Here is a 16,276-nt window from a genome sequence, read left to right on the forward strand (position 1 = left end):
CGGGCAAGTTCCCCCGGAAGACCGCAGGGGCGAGCCGTCCGATGCCTAGCGGAGAGTGCTCAGGGCGAGATGGGCCGCGGACGCGTCGACCGGTCTGGTGACGTCGAGCCCGGTGGCCCCGGCGAAGCGGCGCAGGCGGTTGATCACCGTGTTGCGGTGGCAGAACATGGCCCGCGCGACCTCGGTCACCGAACCGGTCCGGTAGTAGGTCCGGACCGTCTCGAACTGCAGGTCGACCTCGCGTTCGGTGAACCCCCCGAGCGCCTCCCGCACGTCCCGGGCGAAGGCCTCGGCGGCCGGGCCAAGGCGCGCGCCCGCCAGCCGGGTCCAGTGGCCCTCGACCGTGGCCGCAGCGCCGGGCCGCGCCCACTCCGCCAGCTCGCGTGCGAGCCGCCACATCGGGGCGATCTCCCCGATGCCGTGGGCGCTCGGGGAGATCCCGACGGGTTTGCCCAGCAGCGTCTCCCCGGCGGCGCCCGCGGCGTCCCCGGCCGGGACGATGGCGAACTCCACCCCGTCCAGGCGGAGCAGGACGGCCCGCGGAAGCTCCTGGCCGACCCAGCCCCGGAAGTCGCGGGCGTGGTTGCCGTTGGCCACCAGGACGAGGTGGACGCCGTCGGGTCGCAGGCCCAGCGCCCGCGCCGCCTGCTCGTTCAGGCGCGTGTCCTCACCGGAGCCGCTCAGCAGGTGCCGCAGGAGGAAGGCGTGCTCCAGCTCCAGTTCCGCGCGCATCCGGGCGATCTCGTCGGTGTAGCCGGTCTGCACGTGGGTGGTGTGCGCCTCCACCGCCTCCCAGATGGAGATGACCTCCTCGGAGAAGTCGCGGAAGTCGGCCTCGGCGACGTGGGCGCGCATCGCCTCCCAGAGGAAGCGGAAGTCCATGCGTACCGCTCGCAGCAGCGACTCCAGGGGTATGCCCCGGCGGGCACGGGAGCGTCCGACCCCGATCGAGTGGGCGCGCAGCTCGCCCTGGCGGTCCCGCCCCCGCAGGAGTTCCAGGAGGAGTTCGAGCGTGGCCCGGGCCGTGCCGTACAACTCGTCGTCGTCGATGACGGTCTCGGCGTACCCGGTCAGCTCGCGGACCCTGCGCACGTAGGTCCAGGCGATGGAATCCAGCTCCTCCAGGCACGCCTGTGCGGCGCGGGGGATGACGTCCGACGGCGCTGTTTTGTGCATGTGCACATTCTAGGCGGCGTTCTCGTTGGGTAGTGCGCTTGTGGGAGTGCGCTTTTTCCAAGACGATGATCGACATCACACCTGGTCACCGACGTCCCGTCCGACCGGTGCACATCTCCCGGAGGATTCCCAATGCCACAGCCCGATCCGGCCCCGGCCGGCGCGAGAGCGCCGAAGGTCGAAGCGGCCGACGCCAGGCGCATCGCCTTCGCCGCCTTCGTCGGAACAGCCCTGGAGTGGTACGACTACTTCCTGTTCGGCACGGCCGCCGCGCTGGTGTTCAACCGCCTGTTCTTCACCGAACTCGACCCGGGCGCGGGCCTCCTGGCGGCGCTGGCGACCTTCGGCGTGGGCTTCGCCGCCAGGCCCATCGGGTCCCTGATCTTCGGCACGATCGGGGACCGCTACGGGCGGCGTCCCGCGCTGCTGATGACCATCGTCATGATCGGCTGCGCGACCGGGCTCATCGGCGTGATCCCCGACTACATGGCCATCGGGATCGCCGCGCCGATCCTGCTCGCGGTCCTGCGGCTCCTTCAGGGGCTGGCCGTGGGCGGCGAATGGGGCGGCGCCATCACCATCGCCATCGAGCACGCCCCCGAACGCCAGCGCGCCCGCTACGCCGCCCTGGTCCAGATCGGCTCGCCGGTCGGCACGCTCATCTCCTCGGCCGCCTTCGCCGCGGTGCTGACGCTGCCCGCGGCCGACTTCGACGCCTGGGGGTGGCGCCTGCCGTTCCTGGCCGCGTTCCCGCTGCTGGGCATCGCCCTCTACATCCGCTTCAAGGTGGAGGAGTCCCCCGTCTTCCAGGAACTGGTGCGGATGGAGGACCGCGCCAAGGTGCCCGCACTGGCGCTGTTCCGCGAGGCCGGGGGCCGCCTGCTCGTGGCGGTGGCCGCGGCGCTGCTGGGGGTCGGCGGCTTCTACGTGATGACGACCTTCGTGGTCTCCTACGCCTCCACTGTGCTGGAGGTCGACCGCCAGGCGGTCGTGAACGCCACGCTCGTCGCCGCCGTCTTCCAGATCGCCACGACCCTGGTCGCCGGGCGCGCGGCCGAACGCTTCGGCCCCGGCCGGATGACGGTGATCGGCGCCCTGGCCACCGCCGCGGCCGCGTTCCCCCTGTTCCGGCTCATCGACACCGCCGACCCGTGGGCGATCACCGCCGCGGTGACCATCGGGATCTGCCTCATCACCCTGGCCTACGCCGTCACCGGCACCCTGCTGGCCGACCTCTTCCCGCCCCGGCTGCGCTACAGCGGCGTGTCCCTGGGCTACAACCTCGCCGGAACCCTCAGCGGGTTCCTCCCGCTCATCGCCACCGCGCTCCTGGCCGTGGACGACGGCGCGTCCTGGCCCGCGGTGCTGGTCCTCATCGGCATCTGCGCCGTCACCGCGCTCGGCGGCCTGGCCGGCGAGCGGATCAGGGCCGCGGACGCCCGCGCCGCCGCCGACGCCCGGACCGCGGCGTGAACCGCCCGCCCGCACCGACCACAGCCCCGCAGGAGGAGAACCCCATGAACCTCGCACCCGACGCCGTCGCGCGCATCGAAGCGGCGGTCGACGACGCCTTCGACGCCCAGCTCGCCTTCACCCGGGAACTGGTGCGCCACCCCTCCCTGCGCACCCGGGAGTCCTCGGCGCAGGACCTGATGCACGAGGCCATGGAGCGGCGGGGGCTGGCCGTGGACCGGTGGGAACTCGACCCGGATGAGATCTCCGCCCACCCCGGCGCGGGGAAGATCACGGTCTCCTACGAGGGCGTCGAGAACGTGGTGGGCACCTACACCCCGGCTCAGGGAGGGGGCCGCTCGCTGATCCTCAACGGCCATATCGACGTGGTCCCCGAGGGCCCCGTCGGGGAGTGGTCCCGCTCCCCGTGGGACGCCCCCGTCATCGACGGCTGGCTGCACGGCCGGGGCAGCGGTGACATGAAGGCGGGGCTGGCGGCCAACCTGTTCGCCTACGACGCCGTGCGCGCGGCCGGGTTCGCCCCCGCCGGGCGCATCCACTTCCAGTCCGTGGCGGAGGAGGAGTGCACCGGCAACGGCGCGCTGGCGACGGTCCAGCGCGGGTACACCGCCGACGCCGTGCTGATCCCCGAGCCCGAGGAGGACATGCTGGTCCGCGCCAACGTCGGCGTCATCTGGTTCACCGTGCGGGTCGCGGGACACCCCACGCACCCCAGGGAGATGGCGTCGGGGTTCAACGCGATCGACGCGGCGCACCACGTGATGGGGCGGCTGCGCGTCCTCGAACAGCGCTGGAACGACGAGAGGGGCGGCCACCCCCACTTCGAGGACCTGGACCACCCCATCAACTTCAACCTCGGCGGCATCAGCGGCGGCGACTGGCCGTCGAGCGTCCCCGCCTGGTGCGAGCTCCAGGTCCGGGCGGCGATCTATCCGGGGGTGAGCGCCGACGACGCCTGGGAGCAGATCCGGGAGGTGCTGCGGGAGACCACCACCGACGACGCGGGCAATCCCATCGAGGCCGTGGGCGAGCGGACCGGCTTCTACGCCGAGGGCTACGTCCTGCCCGAGGGCACGGACGCCGAGAACGTGTTGCGCCAGGCCCACCGGACCGTCTTCAAGGACGAGCTGCGCACCTTCACCACCCCCGGCTACCTGGACGGCCGCGTGTACGCCCTGTACCAGGGGATCCCCGCGCTGGTCTACGGGCCGGTCTCGGAGGCCATCCACGGGTACGACGAGCGCGTGGACGTGGAGTCCGTGCGGCGGATCACCAAGTCCATCGCCCTGTTCATCGCGCAGTGGTGCGGCCTGGAGGAGGCCGCCTGATGCCGGGCCCGACCGGGGAGGCGCGTTCCGGGCGCCCGGAACGCGCACCGGGCCCGGACAGGGCCGGAGGCGGACCGCGGGGCGCGCACGTGCGCGGGCGGCACCGCCGTCAGAGCAGAGAGAGTTCGCGGAGCTTGGCCTGGACCAGCGCGTCGTCCGGTTCGACGTGGTGGGTCCCGTCCGGGTAGACGACCACCGGGATGTTCGTGCGCCCCGAGATCTCCCGGGCCCGCTCCGTTGCCGCCGGGTCGTGCTCGACGTCGACGTACTCGAAGGGCACCGCCAGCTCGGTCAGCTGCTTCTTGGTACGTCGGCAGTCCCGGCACCAGTCGGCCCCGTAGACGCGGATCGCGGCCTCGTTCACTCGTCCTCCCCTGGGGTGGTCACCACGCCAGTGTGCCCGACGCCCCGGTCCGCCCGGTCCGGGTGCCGGGCGGGGAAGGGCGTCGGGGTCCGGTGGTGGGAGAAGGGGTCGCCGAGCAGGAAGTGCGCGACGGCCCGGGCGCAGTAGCCGACCGTGTCCCGAGGTAGCCGGTGGACGGGGAACCACGCGGGTTCGGCGTGCTTTCGGGGTTCGCGGTTGGTGGCGGTGCCGTCCCAGCTCCCGCACACGAAGAAGAAGTGCACCCAGCCGTCGTCCCCGTGACTGTGGAGCACGTGCGCGAACTCCAGTTCCGAGGGACGGACCCGGACGCCGAGCTCCTCCTCGCACTCACGCACCTTCGCGGCATTGCGCGGCGGGCAGCGGACCGGGCCACCTCCTTGCGCAATACGCAAGAACCCGTGCTCTAAAGGCATGGCGGGGCTACAGTGACGCCATGACCACACCGAAGACGCCCGTAGAACACGAAGCCTGGCGCCGGAACCGGTGGGAGGAGATCGCCGGAGCCGACGGTAAGGCCAGGGTCGTCGCCAACGCCAGGATCACCACTCCGGGTCCCCACACGATCCCCGGCGTCCCCGGCCGATGGCGCACCACCGCAGCGGGCGACCTGACCGTGTCAGCCGAGGCCGCCGACGGCGTGCGGGTGGCCGACGATCCGGTCGACGGGACGAGTCCCGTCCCATCCGGCAGCTCCCTGAGATTCCCCGACGGCCGCATCGGCTTCGCCAGCGGATCGGACGGCTCCTACGGCCTGGTCGTCATGGACCGGAACCGCGTCGAACGCACCGGACTCACCGGCGTCGACACCTTTCCCCACGACCCCGCCTGGATCCTCACCGGCCGGTACCGGGCAGCCCCCGAAGGGCGCCGGATCGAGGTGCCGAGGCTGACCAGCCCGCGCAGTACCGAAGCCATCCCGGCCCCCGTCGACCTGGCCGTGACCGTCGACGGCACCGAACACGTCCTGGCCGTCCTCCAGGACTTCCCCGGCCAGCGACTGGTCATCTTCACCGACGAGACCAACGGCGATTCGACGCCGACGATCGGCCGCTGGCTGGTGCTGCCGCTGCTGGAACCCGGCAGCACCCTGACGGTCGACTTCAACAAGGCCACGCTCTCGCACCACCACCTGAACCCGGACGTGTTCGTCTGTCCGCTCTCACCGCCCGGCAATCACCTGCCGATGCGCGTCGAGGCCGGCGAACGCGCCCTGGTCCACTCCGCCACCAGCACGGAAGGAAGGCCCGCATGAGCCGGGAACTGAAGGACAAGACCGTCAGTTACCTCCGCGCGCTGGAGAACCGCGACTGGAAGAGCGCCCGGGCCATGTGCGCCGAGACGGCCACCGTCTGGCACAACGACGGCAAGGGCGAGCAGTCCATCGAGGAGAACATCGCCGGGATGGAGGGGCAGATCGCGGCCATCGAGTCGATGCGCTACGACGTCCTGCGCCAGCTCTCCCAACCGGGCGAGGTCCTCCAGCAGCACGTGGTCCACGTAGCCACCACCGACGGCACGCGCGGCGAGGTCCACGCCGCGGTCTACTTCGGCTTCGACGACGCCGGTCGGATCAGGCGCATCGAGGAGTACGCCAACTTCGTCACCGTCGGCGACCAGGACGACTAACAGCGGCAGACAGCGCACACCCCTCAACGCCACGGCGCACAAGTACGTGGCGCGGCGTTGGGGGGCGCGCCGTCAGTGAGAGCGGCAATCGGATGGGACCGTCCCCGTGTGCGCGGGGCTGACCGCAGACGAAAGCACGCGCGTCACCGCCTCAGCGGTCCATCCCCGCGTGCGCGGGTCTCACACTTAACAACCTGCGAAAACGCGGCCGTTGCGGACACCTGTCCACGCGGCACACGGGGTCTGCGCTGCCGTTCCCGAGGCACTGCGGCCGGACGATCGGCTGGATCCGGGATCGGACCCACGAAGGTACGCGGGCGCTGCCCCCTCCCGGCCAGACGGAAGGAGCCGAAACCACGGGGTTGCGCGGAGATCGCCGCCGCGCCTCCCTTCGGGACACCACCACCCGCCGGTGGACCCGGTCGGGGGCAGGGGCCGGAAAGGGGTCAAAGGGGCGGCCAGGTGCGCAGGGCGGCGTCGGCCATCCGCTGGAGTTCGTCCCGGTCGGCGCCGCTGATGGCCTGGACGGAGATGCCGTTCGCCATGGTCATGAGGTAGCGGGCGAGCACTTCCGGATCGGCGCTGGGGGGCAGGTCGCCTTCGTCGACGGCCTGCCGGAACCGGTCGCGAAGGCTTGAGAGGTTCTCGACGCGCCAGGCGCTCAGGGTGTCGCGGGCGGGCGGCCCGAGGTGGCTGGCTGCCAGGAAGCCCTGGACACCCAGGCATCCGGCAGGGCAGTCCGGCCGGGTGGACACCGCGATCGAGCCGTTGAGGTATGCCGTGGCCACCTCCCTGGCCGTCGGCTCCTCCAGCGCACGGGTGCCGTAGGAGGCCGGACCCTCGGCGTAGCGCTCCAGGGCCTTGCGGAACAGCTCCTCCTTGTTGCCGAAGGCCGCGTACATGCTCGTCTTGGTGATGCCCATGGCCCGGGTGAGGTCGGTCAGGCTGACACCGGCGTAGCCGTGCTCCCAGAACATCGCCATGGCCCGTTCCAGGGCCTCTTCGGCGTCGAATCCCCTCGGCCGGCCCACCGGCGCTCTCTTGATGCCCTCCACATCAACCATCCTACCACTTCTGTACCGATCGGGCTGGAAGTGTTGTAGCCTCATTCTGTTCCGATCGGAACATAATTCTGTGGAGGCCAGAGCATGCAGAGACTGCAGGACAGGACCGCCGTCGTCACCGGCGGAGGAACCCGGGGTATCGGCCGGGCCACCGCGGCGCGGCTGGCGGCCGAGGGCGCGCACGTGTTCATCACCGGGCGGCGCAAGACCGAACTGGACGAGGCCGCCGAGGTCATCGGCTCCGCGGTCACCCCGGTACCGGGCGACATCACCGATCCGACCGACCTGGACCGGCTCTACGCCATGGTGCGCGAGCGCGGCCGGGGCCTGGACGTGCTGTTCGCCAACGCGGCCACCGCCTCGTTCACGACGCTGGAACAGACCACCGAGGAGGAGTACGACCGCATCTTCGACGTCAACGTCAAGGGCACGCTCCGCACCGTGCAGAAGGCGCTGCCGCTGCTCAACGACGGCGCCTCGGTGATCCTGAACGCCTCCACCACCGTCGATCGCGGCAAAGCGGCCTTCGGCGCGTACGCGGCCTCCAAGGCCGCGATCCGGTCCTTCGCGCGCACCTGGGCCAACGAGCTGAAGGACCGGGGGATCCGGGTCAACGCGATCTCACCGGGGCCGATCGACACCTCCGGCATCACCGAACTCGCCGGCGAACAGAACGCCGCGGCCTTCCGGGAGGGCCTGGTCGCCGACCTCCCGATCGGCCGGATGGGCCGCCCCGAGGAGGTCGCCGCCGCCGTGGCCTTCCTCGCCTCCCCGGACAGCAGCTTCCTCCTGGGCGCCAACCTGTACGTCGACGGCGGCGAGAACCAGATCTGACAACGTGTCCCCTTCTGCCGGCAGGAGGGGACCACTCGGTCGCGTCCCGCTGGCACTCCGCCGCTCGGGTCGCACCGACCGGGGTGCCCGCGCGTCAGAGCAGTGCCGCCCCGGCCGCTCCCGACCGACCGGCCAGCGGGCTCCGGGGGCCGATTCCACGAAGGTACGCGGACGCCGTCCCCTCCGGTTCGATGGAGGGGACGGCGTCACGCGGTCACGCTCTCACCGGGTACACCTGTTCCTCTTCGGTGTCCGCGTGTCGGCCGAGCAGTTCCACCGCCACCGCCTCGGGGTCGGTCAGGCAGCGCCAGGCGGGGACCCGTACCGTAGGCAGCCCGGAGACGGTGGTGAACAGGGCGACCCTGTCAAGGCTCCGCTGGAGGGTCCGGCCGGGTGCCGGGGACGGGGTACCGCCGAGACCGGCACTGTCAACGATCACGGCCGTCCCCCGGTCGGTGTCAGCGCCCGGGGCCGTGTCGGCGTCCGTGTCAGCGAACCACAGGTCGCAGACGTACCCTCGAACGCGGTGACGGGCCCTCACCCGGACCCCGTGAGCGGCCAAGGCCTCGAACAACCGGCTCCCGGCCTCGTCGAGGGTCCTTTCCGGACCGAGGGCGTTCTCGGCGGCCAGGTCGGAGAGCAGGCCCCCTTGCTCGGCCCAGTACCGCCGGTCACCGACGACGTACAGGCGCGAACGGGCCCGGGTGACCGCGACGTTCCACAGGTTCTGCTGTCGCAGCGCCCACTGGCCGCTGTGCCGGTGCACCCCAGTGGCAGCCGCGGGAGAGACGACGACCACGTCGCGCTCCCCACCCTGGAAACGGTGGGCGGTGCCCACCCTGATGCGTTCGAGTCCCCCGTGACCCAGTGCCCGCTCGATCTGGCGCACCTGGGCGGCGAAGGGGGACACCACGCCGATACTCACCTCGGCGGGCAGCGTCCGCCACAGTTCGCGCAGGAGGCCGACCACCGCGTCCGCCTCGACCCGGTTGCGGCAGGAGCGCCCCTCGGGACGTTCGCAGTCCCCGCGGACATCGATCCACCGAACGGCCGGGTCCTCCGGTGCCGCCAGGGCGGCCGTGTCGGTGCGCACCGCCAACCGGTCACCGTAGAAGCGCCGGTTCACAGAGTCGACGATATCGGGGTGGCACCGGTAGTGCTCGTCCAGCCAGAGCACCTCACCGCCGCCCGCCACCAGAGCGGAGGCGGCCGCGTGGTAGGCGGAGGAACCGGTGTAGGTCAAGGAGCGCTCCTCCCCCTCGGACCGGCTCAGCCCGTGGACGGCCTGGAGCCTGCGGTCATCCTGCGCGGACAGCGCGCTCACCGGCTGGAGCTGGTGCGGGTCACCGATCACCAGGGCCCGCCGCGCCCGGTAGAGCAGCGGAACCAGGTCCGCGACGGTGCACTGGCTGGCCTCGTCGACCACCACCAGGTCGAACAGACCCGGCTCCGGCGGGAAGACCCCGCGCACCGACCTGGAGGTGGTGGCCCAGGCCCGCACCACGCGTACCAGTGCCTTCATGCCCTTCCAACCGCTTTCCCCCGACGCCAGGTTGCGCAGCCGATCCTCGATCACGGCCCTCCCCCGGACCAGGGACTGCGCGAACCGGCCCAGCAGGAACTCCCTGCTCACCTTCTGGCGCTCCGCGCGCAGTGCGCGCACACGCTCAGCCGTCTCCTCAGGCGACGGACGCCCTTCCTCCGTTCGAGCAGTTCCCTCCACTCACACTCGATCACCAGGAAGGCCAGCACCTCAGCGAGCTCACGCTCCGTACCGGCGATCCCGAGTCCTCTGCGGACCCGCCAGCGGTGCCACCATCGGGCCCACCGGGACTCCAGCGCCGCTCCGGTCCTGCGAGCCCAGTCGCCCACCTGCCGCTGCCCCGCGAAATCGGCCGGGGTGACGCCGTCGGGCAGGCGCCGGATCTGTCGCTCGCGGGCGTCGGCCAGCGACGCCAGGCGCCGTTCGGTCTCCTCGACGTCCGCCAGCTCACGCTGGGCCTCCTCCAGTCCGCGCTGGTGGGCGCTCAGGCGCGCGTGCGCGGTGGCCGAATCCACGGGTCCCCACTCGGCCGCGAGCAGCGCGTTGAGGATCTCGGGTTCGGCTGCACGCCTGGCCCGGTTCCCGGTACGCACCATCAGGTCCGCCTCCGGGCCGATCCGGTTGACGCGCGTGACCACCTCGTCCACGGCGGTGTTGTTGGTGGAGGCGACCAGGACGGACTGGCCCGCGGCGACGGCGGTGGTGACCACGGAGGTGATGAGTTCGCTCTTACCGGTGCCCGGCGCGCCGGTGGCGACGGTCAGGGTCCTGCTCATCGCCGATGCCAGGATCTCCTCCTGGGCGGTGTTGCTGCGGCCGGTTACCACGGGCAGGGCGGTCTCGCACGAGCGGACCGCGTGCTGCGGGTCGGACAGCGGGGCCAGGGCCGTGCCGGGCAGGGACTGGATCCGGATGCCCTTCCGTCCCTCGCGGTGGTCGAGGTCGCCGACGAGCTGTTTGACCGCCGCGCCGGCGGGGTCGGCCCGGTACAGGAGGGCGGCGTTCTGCGCCCCCCGGCGCGCACCGCGCAGCACGTCCACGGAGTCACGCAGTTCCCCGGCCGCGAGGTCGTCCACCCGCGGCAGGCCGAGGCGGGAGCAGACGGCACGCGCCTTGTCCGCCAGACCGGCGACCCCGTTCCCGTCCCAGTCGGCCTCGAACCACTCCACCAGTTCCTCGATGTCGCCCTCGTCGAGATCGGCCACGGAGACCAGCAGTTCGCGGTTGAGCTCCGGTTCGCCGACCGGGACGAGGAAGGGTCCATCGTGTTCCCGGGCCAGTTCCACGTCCATGACGATCAGGGGGGCGAGTTTGGGCTTCGTGCCGCGGCGGTCGCTGCTGACGGGGTCGAAGAGCACCGTCGGGTAGCCGTAGCGCAGCGGACGCCCCTCCTTGACGGCCTCCCCGGCCAAGCTCTCGGCCCGCCCGGTGAGCGCCCACCGGTCCGCCGCGCGGCTGAGGAGGACCTCCGATCCCATGGCGCAGACCGCCGTGTCCCGCCCGGTGGCGTCCGGTAGCTGTTGGAGGACGCTCTGCCGTGTCAGGCAGTCCCGCAGGTAGTCCAGGTAGGAGTCCCAGCGCCATCCCCCGGCGGCGCCCGGGGAGGGGCGTCCCGCGGTCTCGCCCGGTCCGCGGCCCGCGGACGGACCGGGCGCGTGCCTTGGCGCCGCGCCCTCCGGTGCGGCCTCGGCCCCGTGGGACGCGGCGCTACCGGGGCCGGAGCCGCCGGGCAGGTCGGTCGCCGTGGCCGCACCGGTGTGGCGGGCCAGCACCAGCGCCCCGCGCACTCCCAGGGAGGAGACGGTGACGCGCTGGCCGTCCACGTGGTCCACCTCGCGGTGGACGTGCTGGTAGAGGTCCACCGCGTCGATCCATCCGTCGCCGTTGGCGTCGGGGGCCGCGCCGGCGAGCCCTCGCACCACCGATGTGCTGAAGGGCGAGGGTTGGACGCCGCGGGTGTTGTCGCCCTCCCTGGCCCGTTCCAGAGCGCCTGACGCGGCGATGACGTAGGTGCCCGCACCGTCGCTGAGCTGGCGCTGCAGGTCCAGGGGTTCGTCTTCGGCGGAGCGGGTGGCGAACCCGTCGGCGAAGGCGCCGCCGTGGCAGCAGTCGAGCAGCAGTACCTTGCTCCGCATCCGGGAGTCCTCCAGGAGGCGTTTGAGCACCTCCGCGGAGAGCGCCGTGGTCTCCAGCCGTGTTCGGCGCGTGTCCTTGACCGCCAGGTGCAGACGGCCCCTCTTGTCCTTGACGCCGTGCCCGGAGAAGGACACGAGCAGCAGGTCGTCGGGGCGTCCCGTGGACAGGGCCTCCTCCAGCACCTCCATGGCCCCGTTTCTGGTGGGGTCGAGAAGGGCCTCCACCCGGTCGTAGTGGCCGTTGTCCCTGAGGACCCGTTGCAGGGCCGCGACGTCGGCGTGCGGTGAGCGCAGGTTCTCCAGGTCGTCGTAGCGGTTGACCCCGAGGAGGATGGCGGTGCGCATCAGGCGTCGACGCCCTCCGGTCCGGGGGCCGCGGACCCGGGGCCCGCGCGCAGGGCCCGGACGTAGGTCTCCACGTCCCCGGGCGAGACCGGTCCCCGCACGGTGACCTTGGCCCCCTCGACCTCGACCGTCACCGCCTTCTGACCGCTCTGTTCGAGCCACGTTCCGGCGAGGGAGACGAGCGCGGTGAGCACGGGTTTGAGCAGCATCCCGGTGACCAGTACGGCACCGGCCAGGGTCGCGGGGTCGGCCGACCGGGTGCCGGGGACCGTGTCCCCCTCCGCGGCGCGGACCTCGTCGACGTCCAAGTCCTCGAGCAGGAGGAGCAGGTCACGGGTGTGCCGGTCCGCCTCCTCCTCGGTGACGTCGTCCTGGAAGTCGATCCTGGCCACCAGGCCATCCGTAAGAGGCACCCGCACACGCTCCCCTCGGCGGGAGGGGGCCGCTCGGTCGCGGCCCGCTGGCACTCCGCCACGCAGGTTGTACCAACCGGGGCCTCTGCGCGTTCGGGGTTTTCCGTCTCTGGCCGCTTCCGGCCACTCCAGACACGAAAGCCCACAAAAGGACATACAGCGGGGCGGTCCGGCCAGTACGCTCATCACTTCTCCCCCGACCCACGCATCCCGGAAGGCAGCCTTCGTGGCATCGCGCAGCGAACTCAGCGCCAGGATCACCCGCACGCTCTTCGAGGTACTGGACAAGCATCCCGAAGGCCTGCACAAGAACACCCTCTGGAACCTCGTCCTGGGCGCGAACCCCGGGTTGGAGGAGGCCTGGAGGAACGCCGTTTCGGGCAAGACGACCCCGTTCACCCACATGGGCTGGATGGCCACGGAGGCGGTCAAGGCCGGATGGATGCGCAAGGACGGCGACGGAACCTGGGAACTGACGGGGGCCGGACGCCACACCCTGGCCGAACTCGATGAGGACGCCGACCTCAAACCCCTCATCAAGCTCCGCTACCACGAGTGGAAAAGGGCCAAGGACAGCTACGACCTGGCCGGCAACGTCCTCCAGTCGCTCCCGGAGGGACGCTGGGTCGGCCTGCAGGACCTCGCCGAGGTGAGCGGCCTGGACCCCGTGGCGCTGATGCAGTACCTGTCGGCGGCACGCACCGAGGGCTGGCACCGCGTCCTGGACGAGGAGGGCCGGACACCGGAGTGCGCCCACCTCACGGACGGGGAACAGTCTGCGGCGAACGCACTGCTGGACGCTGACGGCATCCTCGGCCCCAACGGCTGGACCCTGGGCAGCCACCGCCTGTCCTGGTCCGAGCTCACCGAACAGGTCTCCGCCGACGACACGGCCGCCGACGAGGCTCCGCCGCCCGCCCGCGCCTGGCTCGTCCGCGGCACGGACCCGGACGGGGACGGCTCCGCCCACACGTCCTGGGTGGAACGGGGCGTGTGCTGCCTGACCGCGAACGGAGCCGACGCGCTGCGCGCGGGCGTGGGCGAGGCCGTGGTCCGTGACACCGTCGAACACCTCCACCAGCACTGGTCGGCCGAGGAGCGCGAACGCCTCGTCTTCGCGCTGCACAGCTTCGTCTCCAAGATGCGGCCCGGGGACCTGGTCCTCACCAACGTCGGCCGACAGGTCCACGTCGGTGTGGTGGACGGCGAGGAGCTGGGCACCGACACTCCCTCAGCCCCGCACAGGCTGGTCCGCAAGGTCGTGTGGCACACCCGCTCCGCACCGCTCGACCTGTTCGAGGACCTGTCGGCCGAACTCGCCTCCCGGATCGGCACGCCCAACAGCGACCTGCTCGAACTCACCGGTTTCCGCGAGGAGCTGGAGGCCCTGGTCGGTGGCTCCCGACAGCGTCCCCAGAAGCAGCGGGAGTTCGCCCTGCCCGAGCCCACCGAGGAGTTCGCGCGGAGCGTCTTCATGGACGGGGCCTGGCTCGCGGAGTGCGTCGACCTGCTCCGCGACAAACCCCAGTTGGTCCTCTACGGGCCTCCCGGCACCGGAAAGACCCACCTGGCCCAGGAGCTGGCCCGCCACCTGACCGGGAACCGACCGGAGAACTCCCAACTCGTGCAGTTCCACCCGTCCTACTCCTACGAGGACTTCTTCGAGGGGTACCGGCCCCACCACGGTGACGCCGAACGGTCCGCGGGTTTCACCCTCACCCCCGGCCCCCTGCGCACGCTCGCCAGCGCCGCGCGCAAACACCCGGCGGAGCCGTTCGTGCTGATCATCGACGAGATCAACCGGGGCAACCTCGCCAAGGTCTTCGGAGAGCTCTACTTCCTGCTGGAGTACCGGAACAGGTCCGTCCGGCTGCTCTACGGGTCCGAGGGAGACGCCGGGTTCGACCTTCCGCGAAACCTGATCATCATCGGCACCATGAACACCGCGGACCGTTCGATCGCCCTCGTCGACACCGCGATGCGCCGACGCTTCTGGTTCACCGAGCTGCATCCGAGCTCCGCGCCCGTGTCCTCGGTGCTGCGGAAATGGCTCGAACACCACGACCTGCCGGAGACACCGGCGCTCCTGCTGGACGCACTCAACGAGCGGATCGACGACCGCGACTTCCGCATCGGCCCGTCGTACCTGATGCGAACGTCGATCCACTCCTCCCCCACCGGCCTGGAACGCGTGTGGCGCCACCAGATCCTCCCCCTCCTCGAAGAGCACCACTACGGCGACGGAACGGACGTGGAGGCCAGGTACGGACTCGCTTCCCTGCGCAGCGCCCTGCGACTGGATGAGCGGTCGTGACGGTCACCCTGCGGCTGACCGAGCACAGGCCGCAGCGGGGCGTCCGGCTCACCACCGCGCAGGCCGCCCTCCTCACCGCCTCGCGGCTGGTCACGGTGACACCGGAGCCCGAGGGGTACTGGTGCGTCAGCGCCGACCGCGAGATGGTCGGGTCCGTGCGGCTCACCTCCCGAGGGGAGGTGATCGACCTGGTCATCACGCCCAAGCTCCCCGTCCGGCGCCTGTTCTTCCTCCTCGGCTACGCGCAGGGAGGCATGCGTTGGCATCAGGAGGCGGTGGACGTCCACGAGAACGACGACCTGCTTCCCGTCGTCGCCCACGCATTCGCCCGCATGTGCGAACGGGCCCTCGGACAGGGGGTCCTCCAGGGCTACCGGACCGTCGAGGAGGCGGCGCCGGTCCTCCGCGGTCGCCTGCGGACCACCGACCAGGCCCGCCGCCGCTTCGGCCAGCCCCTGCCCGCGGAGATCCGCTACGACGACCACACCACGGACACCGCCGAGAACCGGATCCTGCTCACGGCCACGCGCAAACTCCTCCGCACCACGGGAACGCGGGCCGGTACACGCGCCCTCCTGCGACGAGTTCTCATCCGCCTGGAGGGGGTGGAGCCTCTGCCGCCCGGCCGGGAGTTGCCCGTTTGGAGGCCCAGTCGGCTGAACACCCGCTTTCAGAACCCGCTCCGGCTGGCGGAACTCGTCCTCCGGTCCGGTTCCTACGAGTTCTCCGGGAACCAGGCCGTGCGCGCAGACGGCCTCGTCCTGCGCATGTGGCAAGTGTTCGAGGACTTCGTGACCCGCGCCCTCGCCGACGCCCTGCGCGGCGGAGGCGGCAGGTGCCTGCTCCAGGACAGGCGCTTCCATCTGGACCACGCGCACACCGCCCAACTGCGCCCCGACCTCGTCTACGAGCCGCCGGGCGCCACCGGTCCGACCGGTGTGGTGGACGTCAAGTACAAGCGGGCCAGGGACCAGAGCGGCCACACCGGCGACCTGTACCAGATGCTGGCGTACTGCACCCGGCTCGGCCTCGCTGAGGGACACCTGGTCTACGCGGCGGGCCTGGGGACCACGGTCGGACAACACCGCCTACATGGCAATCCGAGCGTTACCGTGCACCAGCATGTCCTGAATCTGGATACCGATCCAGAGACCCTGCTGTCCCAGGTCGAGACCATCGCCGAGGTCGTCCACCCAGGTCAGAGGACCGCAGCTCTCCCTTCGTGAGAATCCTCCGAAGGCACTGGGAGCGATGGAGCTGCCCTCAGACACAGGCAAGAGGCTCCTCTCCGACCGGGTCTTTGACGGCATACGCACCCGAGCCACCCTTTCTCGATGGACCCCTCACACATGCACCTGAGACATGCCTCCTGAGCAGGAAGGGCTCGCTCTACATACGGCCACATTCGGCCAAAAACCCACAGACACCTAATCGAACTTACTTTCGATAAATACCTGCCGCCTGGAGTCCTCCCTGTTCAAAGCCGTGGGCGCACCCGAACAGGAAGTTCTTCACCACCTCGAATCCACGAATGATCAGCAGATTTCCTGGAACCCAGAGATTTTTCTGTGAGGCAGGATGATAGAAACATGGCGAAGAACTCGGGAAAGGGTGAATACCTCTGAGCGAGACCCCCCTCC

The 16,276-nt window shown here is 71.0% G+C and carries 14 protein-coding genes; 7 read left to right on the forward strand and 7 right to left on the reverse strand.

Going from position 1 to position 16,276, the window contains the following annotated elements; genetic code table 11:
- Window positions 1-45: 45 nt before the first annotated feature.
- Entirely contained in the window at window positions 46-1,176 is a 1,131-nt protein-coding gene (locus ABD54_RS01850; protein ID WP_200904024.1) for a CdaR family transcriptional regulator, read from the reverse strand.
- A 132-nt stretch (window positions 1,177-1,308) separates the two neighbouring features.
- On the opposite strand from ABD54_RS01850, the gene ABD54_RS01855 reads away from it, so the two are divergent.
- The gene (locus tag ABD54_RS01855) at window positions 1,309-2,649 is read left to right on the forward strand and encodes an MFS transporter (protein ID WP_047867689.1); all 1,341 of its coding nucleotides are present in this window, start codon (window positions 1,309-1,311) and stop codon (window positions 2,647-2,649) included.
- 44 nt (window positions 2,650-2,693) lie between these two features.
- The gene (locus tag ABD54_RS01860) at window positions 2,694-3,977 is read left to right on the forward strand and encodes an ArgE/DapE family deacylase (protein ID WP_047867690.1); all 1,284 of its coding nucleotides are present in this window, start codon (window positions 2,694-2,696) and stop codon (window positions 3,975-3,977) included.
- Window positions 3,978-4,086: 109 nt separating this feature from the next.
- Here the strand turns inward: ABD54_RS01860 and ABD54_RS01865 are convergent, their stop codons facing one another.
- Together ABD54_RS01865 and ABD54_RS01870 are read right to left on the reverse strand one after the other, a co-directional pair.
- Entirely contained in the window at window positions 4,087-4,341 is a 255-nt protein-coding gene (locus ABD54_RS01865; protein WP_047867691.1) for a glutaredoxin domain-containing protein, read from the reverse strand.
- On the reverse strand, window positions 4,338-4,697 hold the full coding sequence (locus ABD54_RS01870; RefSeq protein WP_235431932.1) for an NUDIX domain-containing protein: 360 nt from the start codon (window positions 4,695-4,697) through the stop codon (window positions 4,338-4,340). The genes ABD54_RS01865 and ABD54_RS01870 overlap by 4 nt, the downstream gene beginning before the upstream one ends.
- 98 nt (window positions 4,698-4,795) lie before the next feature.
- Here ABD54_RS01870 and ABD54_RS01875 point away from each other — a divergent pair, with 98 nt between their 5' ends.
- Entirely contained in the window at window positions 4,796-5,614 is an 819-nt protein-coding gene (locus tag ABD54_RS01875) for a DUF1684 domain-containing protein (protein WP_047867692.1), read from the forward strand.
- Window positions 5,611-5,988, forward strand: a complete 378-nt coding sequence (locus ABD54_RS01880; protein ID WP_047867693.1) for a nuclear transport factor 2 family protein — start codon at window positions 5,611-5,613, stop codon at window positions 5,986-5,988. Before ABD54_RS01875 ends, ABD54_RS01880 begins: the two co-directional genes overlap by 4 nt.
- Before the next feature lie 446 nt (window positions 5,989-6,434).
- Here the strand turns inward: ABD54_RS01880 and ABD54_RS01885 are convergent, their stop codons facing one another.
- Window positions 6,435-7,052, reverse strand: coding sequence for a TetR/AcrR family transcriptional regulator (locus tag ABD54_RS01885; RefSeq protein WP_152691969.1), 618 nt, complete (start codon window positions 7,050-7,052; stop codon window positions 6,435-6,437).
- 84 nt (window positions 7,053-7,136) lie between these two features.
- On the opposite strand from ABD54_RS01885, the gene ABD54_RS01890 reads away from it, so the two are divergent.
- Complete coding sequence (locus tag ABD54_RS01890) at window positions 7,137-7,886, forward strand: SDR family NAD(P)-dependent oxidoreductase (RefSeq protein ID WP_047867695.1); 750 nt, start codon at window positions 7,137-7,139, stop codon at window positions 7,884-7,886.
- A 214-nt stretch (window positions 7,887-8,100) separates the two neighbouring features.
- Here ABD54_RS01890 and ABD54_RS28730 read toward each other — a convergent pair whose 3' ends face one another.
- The 3 genes from ABD54_RS28730 to ABD54_RS01900 are packed head-to-tail and all read right to left on the reverse strand — an operon-like array spanning window position 8,101 to window position 12,322.
- Complete coding sequence (locus ABD54_RS28730) at window positions 8,101-9,549, reverse strand: DEAD/DEAH box helicase (protein WP_235431933.1); 1,449 nt, start codon at window positions 9,547-9,549, stop codon at window positions 8,101-8,103.
- Entirely contained in the window at window positions 9,516-11,909 is a 2,394-nt protein-coding gene (locus tag ABD54_RS29315) for a caspase family protein (RefSeq protein ID WP_268778165.1), read from the reverse strand. Before ABD54_RS29315 ends, ABD54_RS28730 begins: the two co-directional genes overlap by 34 nt.
- Entirely contained in the window at window positions 11,909-12,322 is a 414-nt protein-coding gene (locus ABD54_RS01900) for a hypothetical protein (protein WP_047867721.1), read from the reverse strand. The genes ABD54_RS29315 and ABD54_RS01900 overlap by 1 nt, the downstream gene beginning before the upstream one ends.
- A 226-nt stretch (window positions 12,323-12,548) precedes the next feature.
- Here ABD54_RS01900 and ABD54_RS01905 point away from each other — a divergent pair, with 226 nt between their 5' ends.
- Both ABD54_RS01905 and ABD54_RS01910 read left to right on the forward strand, forming a co-directional pair.
- On the forward strand, window positions 12,549-14,636 hold the full coding sequence (locus ABD54_RS01905; protein ID WP_053063502.1) for an McrB family protein: 2,088 nt from the start codon (window positions 12,549-12,551) through the stop codon (window positions 14,634-14,636).
- Complete coding sequence (locus tag ABD54_RS01910) at window positions 14,633-15,862, forward strand: McrC family protein (RefSeq protein ID WP_053063503.1); 1,230 nt, start codon at window positions 14,633-14,635, stop codon at window positions 15,860-15,862. The genes ABD54_RS01905 and ABD54_RS01910 overlap by 4 nt, the downstream gene beginning before the upstream one ends.
- Window positions 15,863-16,276 lie beyond the last annotated feature (414 nt).

Origin of the sequence: Nocardiopsis sp. RV163 (assembly GCF_001029525.1) — a bacterium.
GTDB lineage: Bacteria > Actinomycetota > Actinomycetes > Streptosporangiales > Streptosporangiaceae > Nocardiopsis > Nocardiopsis dassonvillei.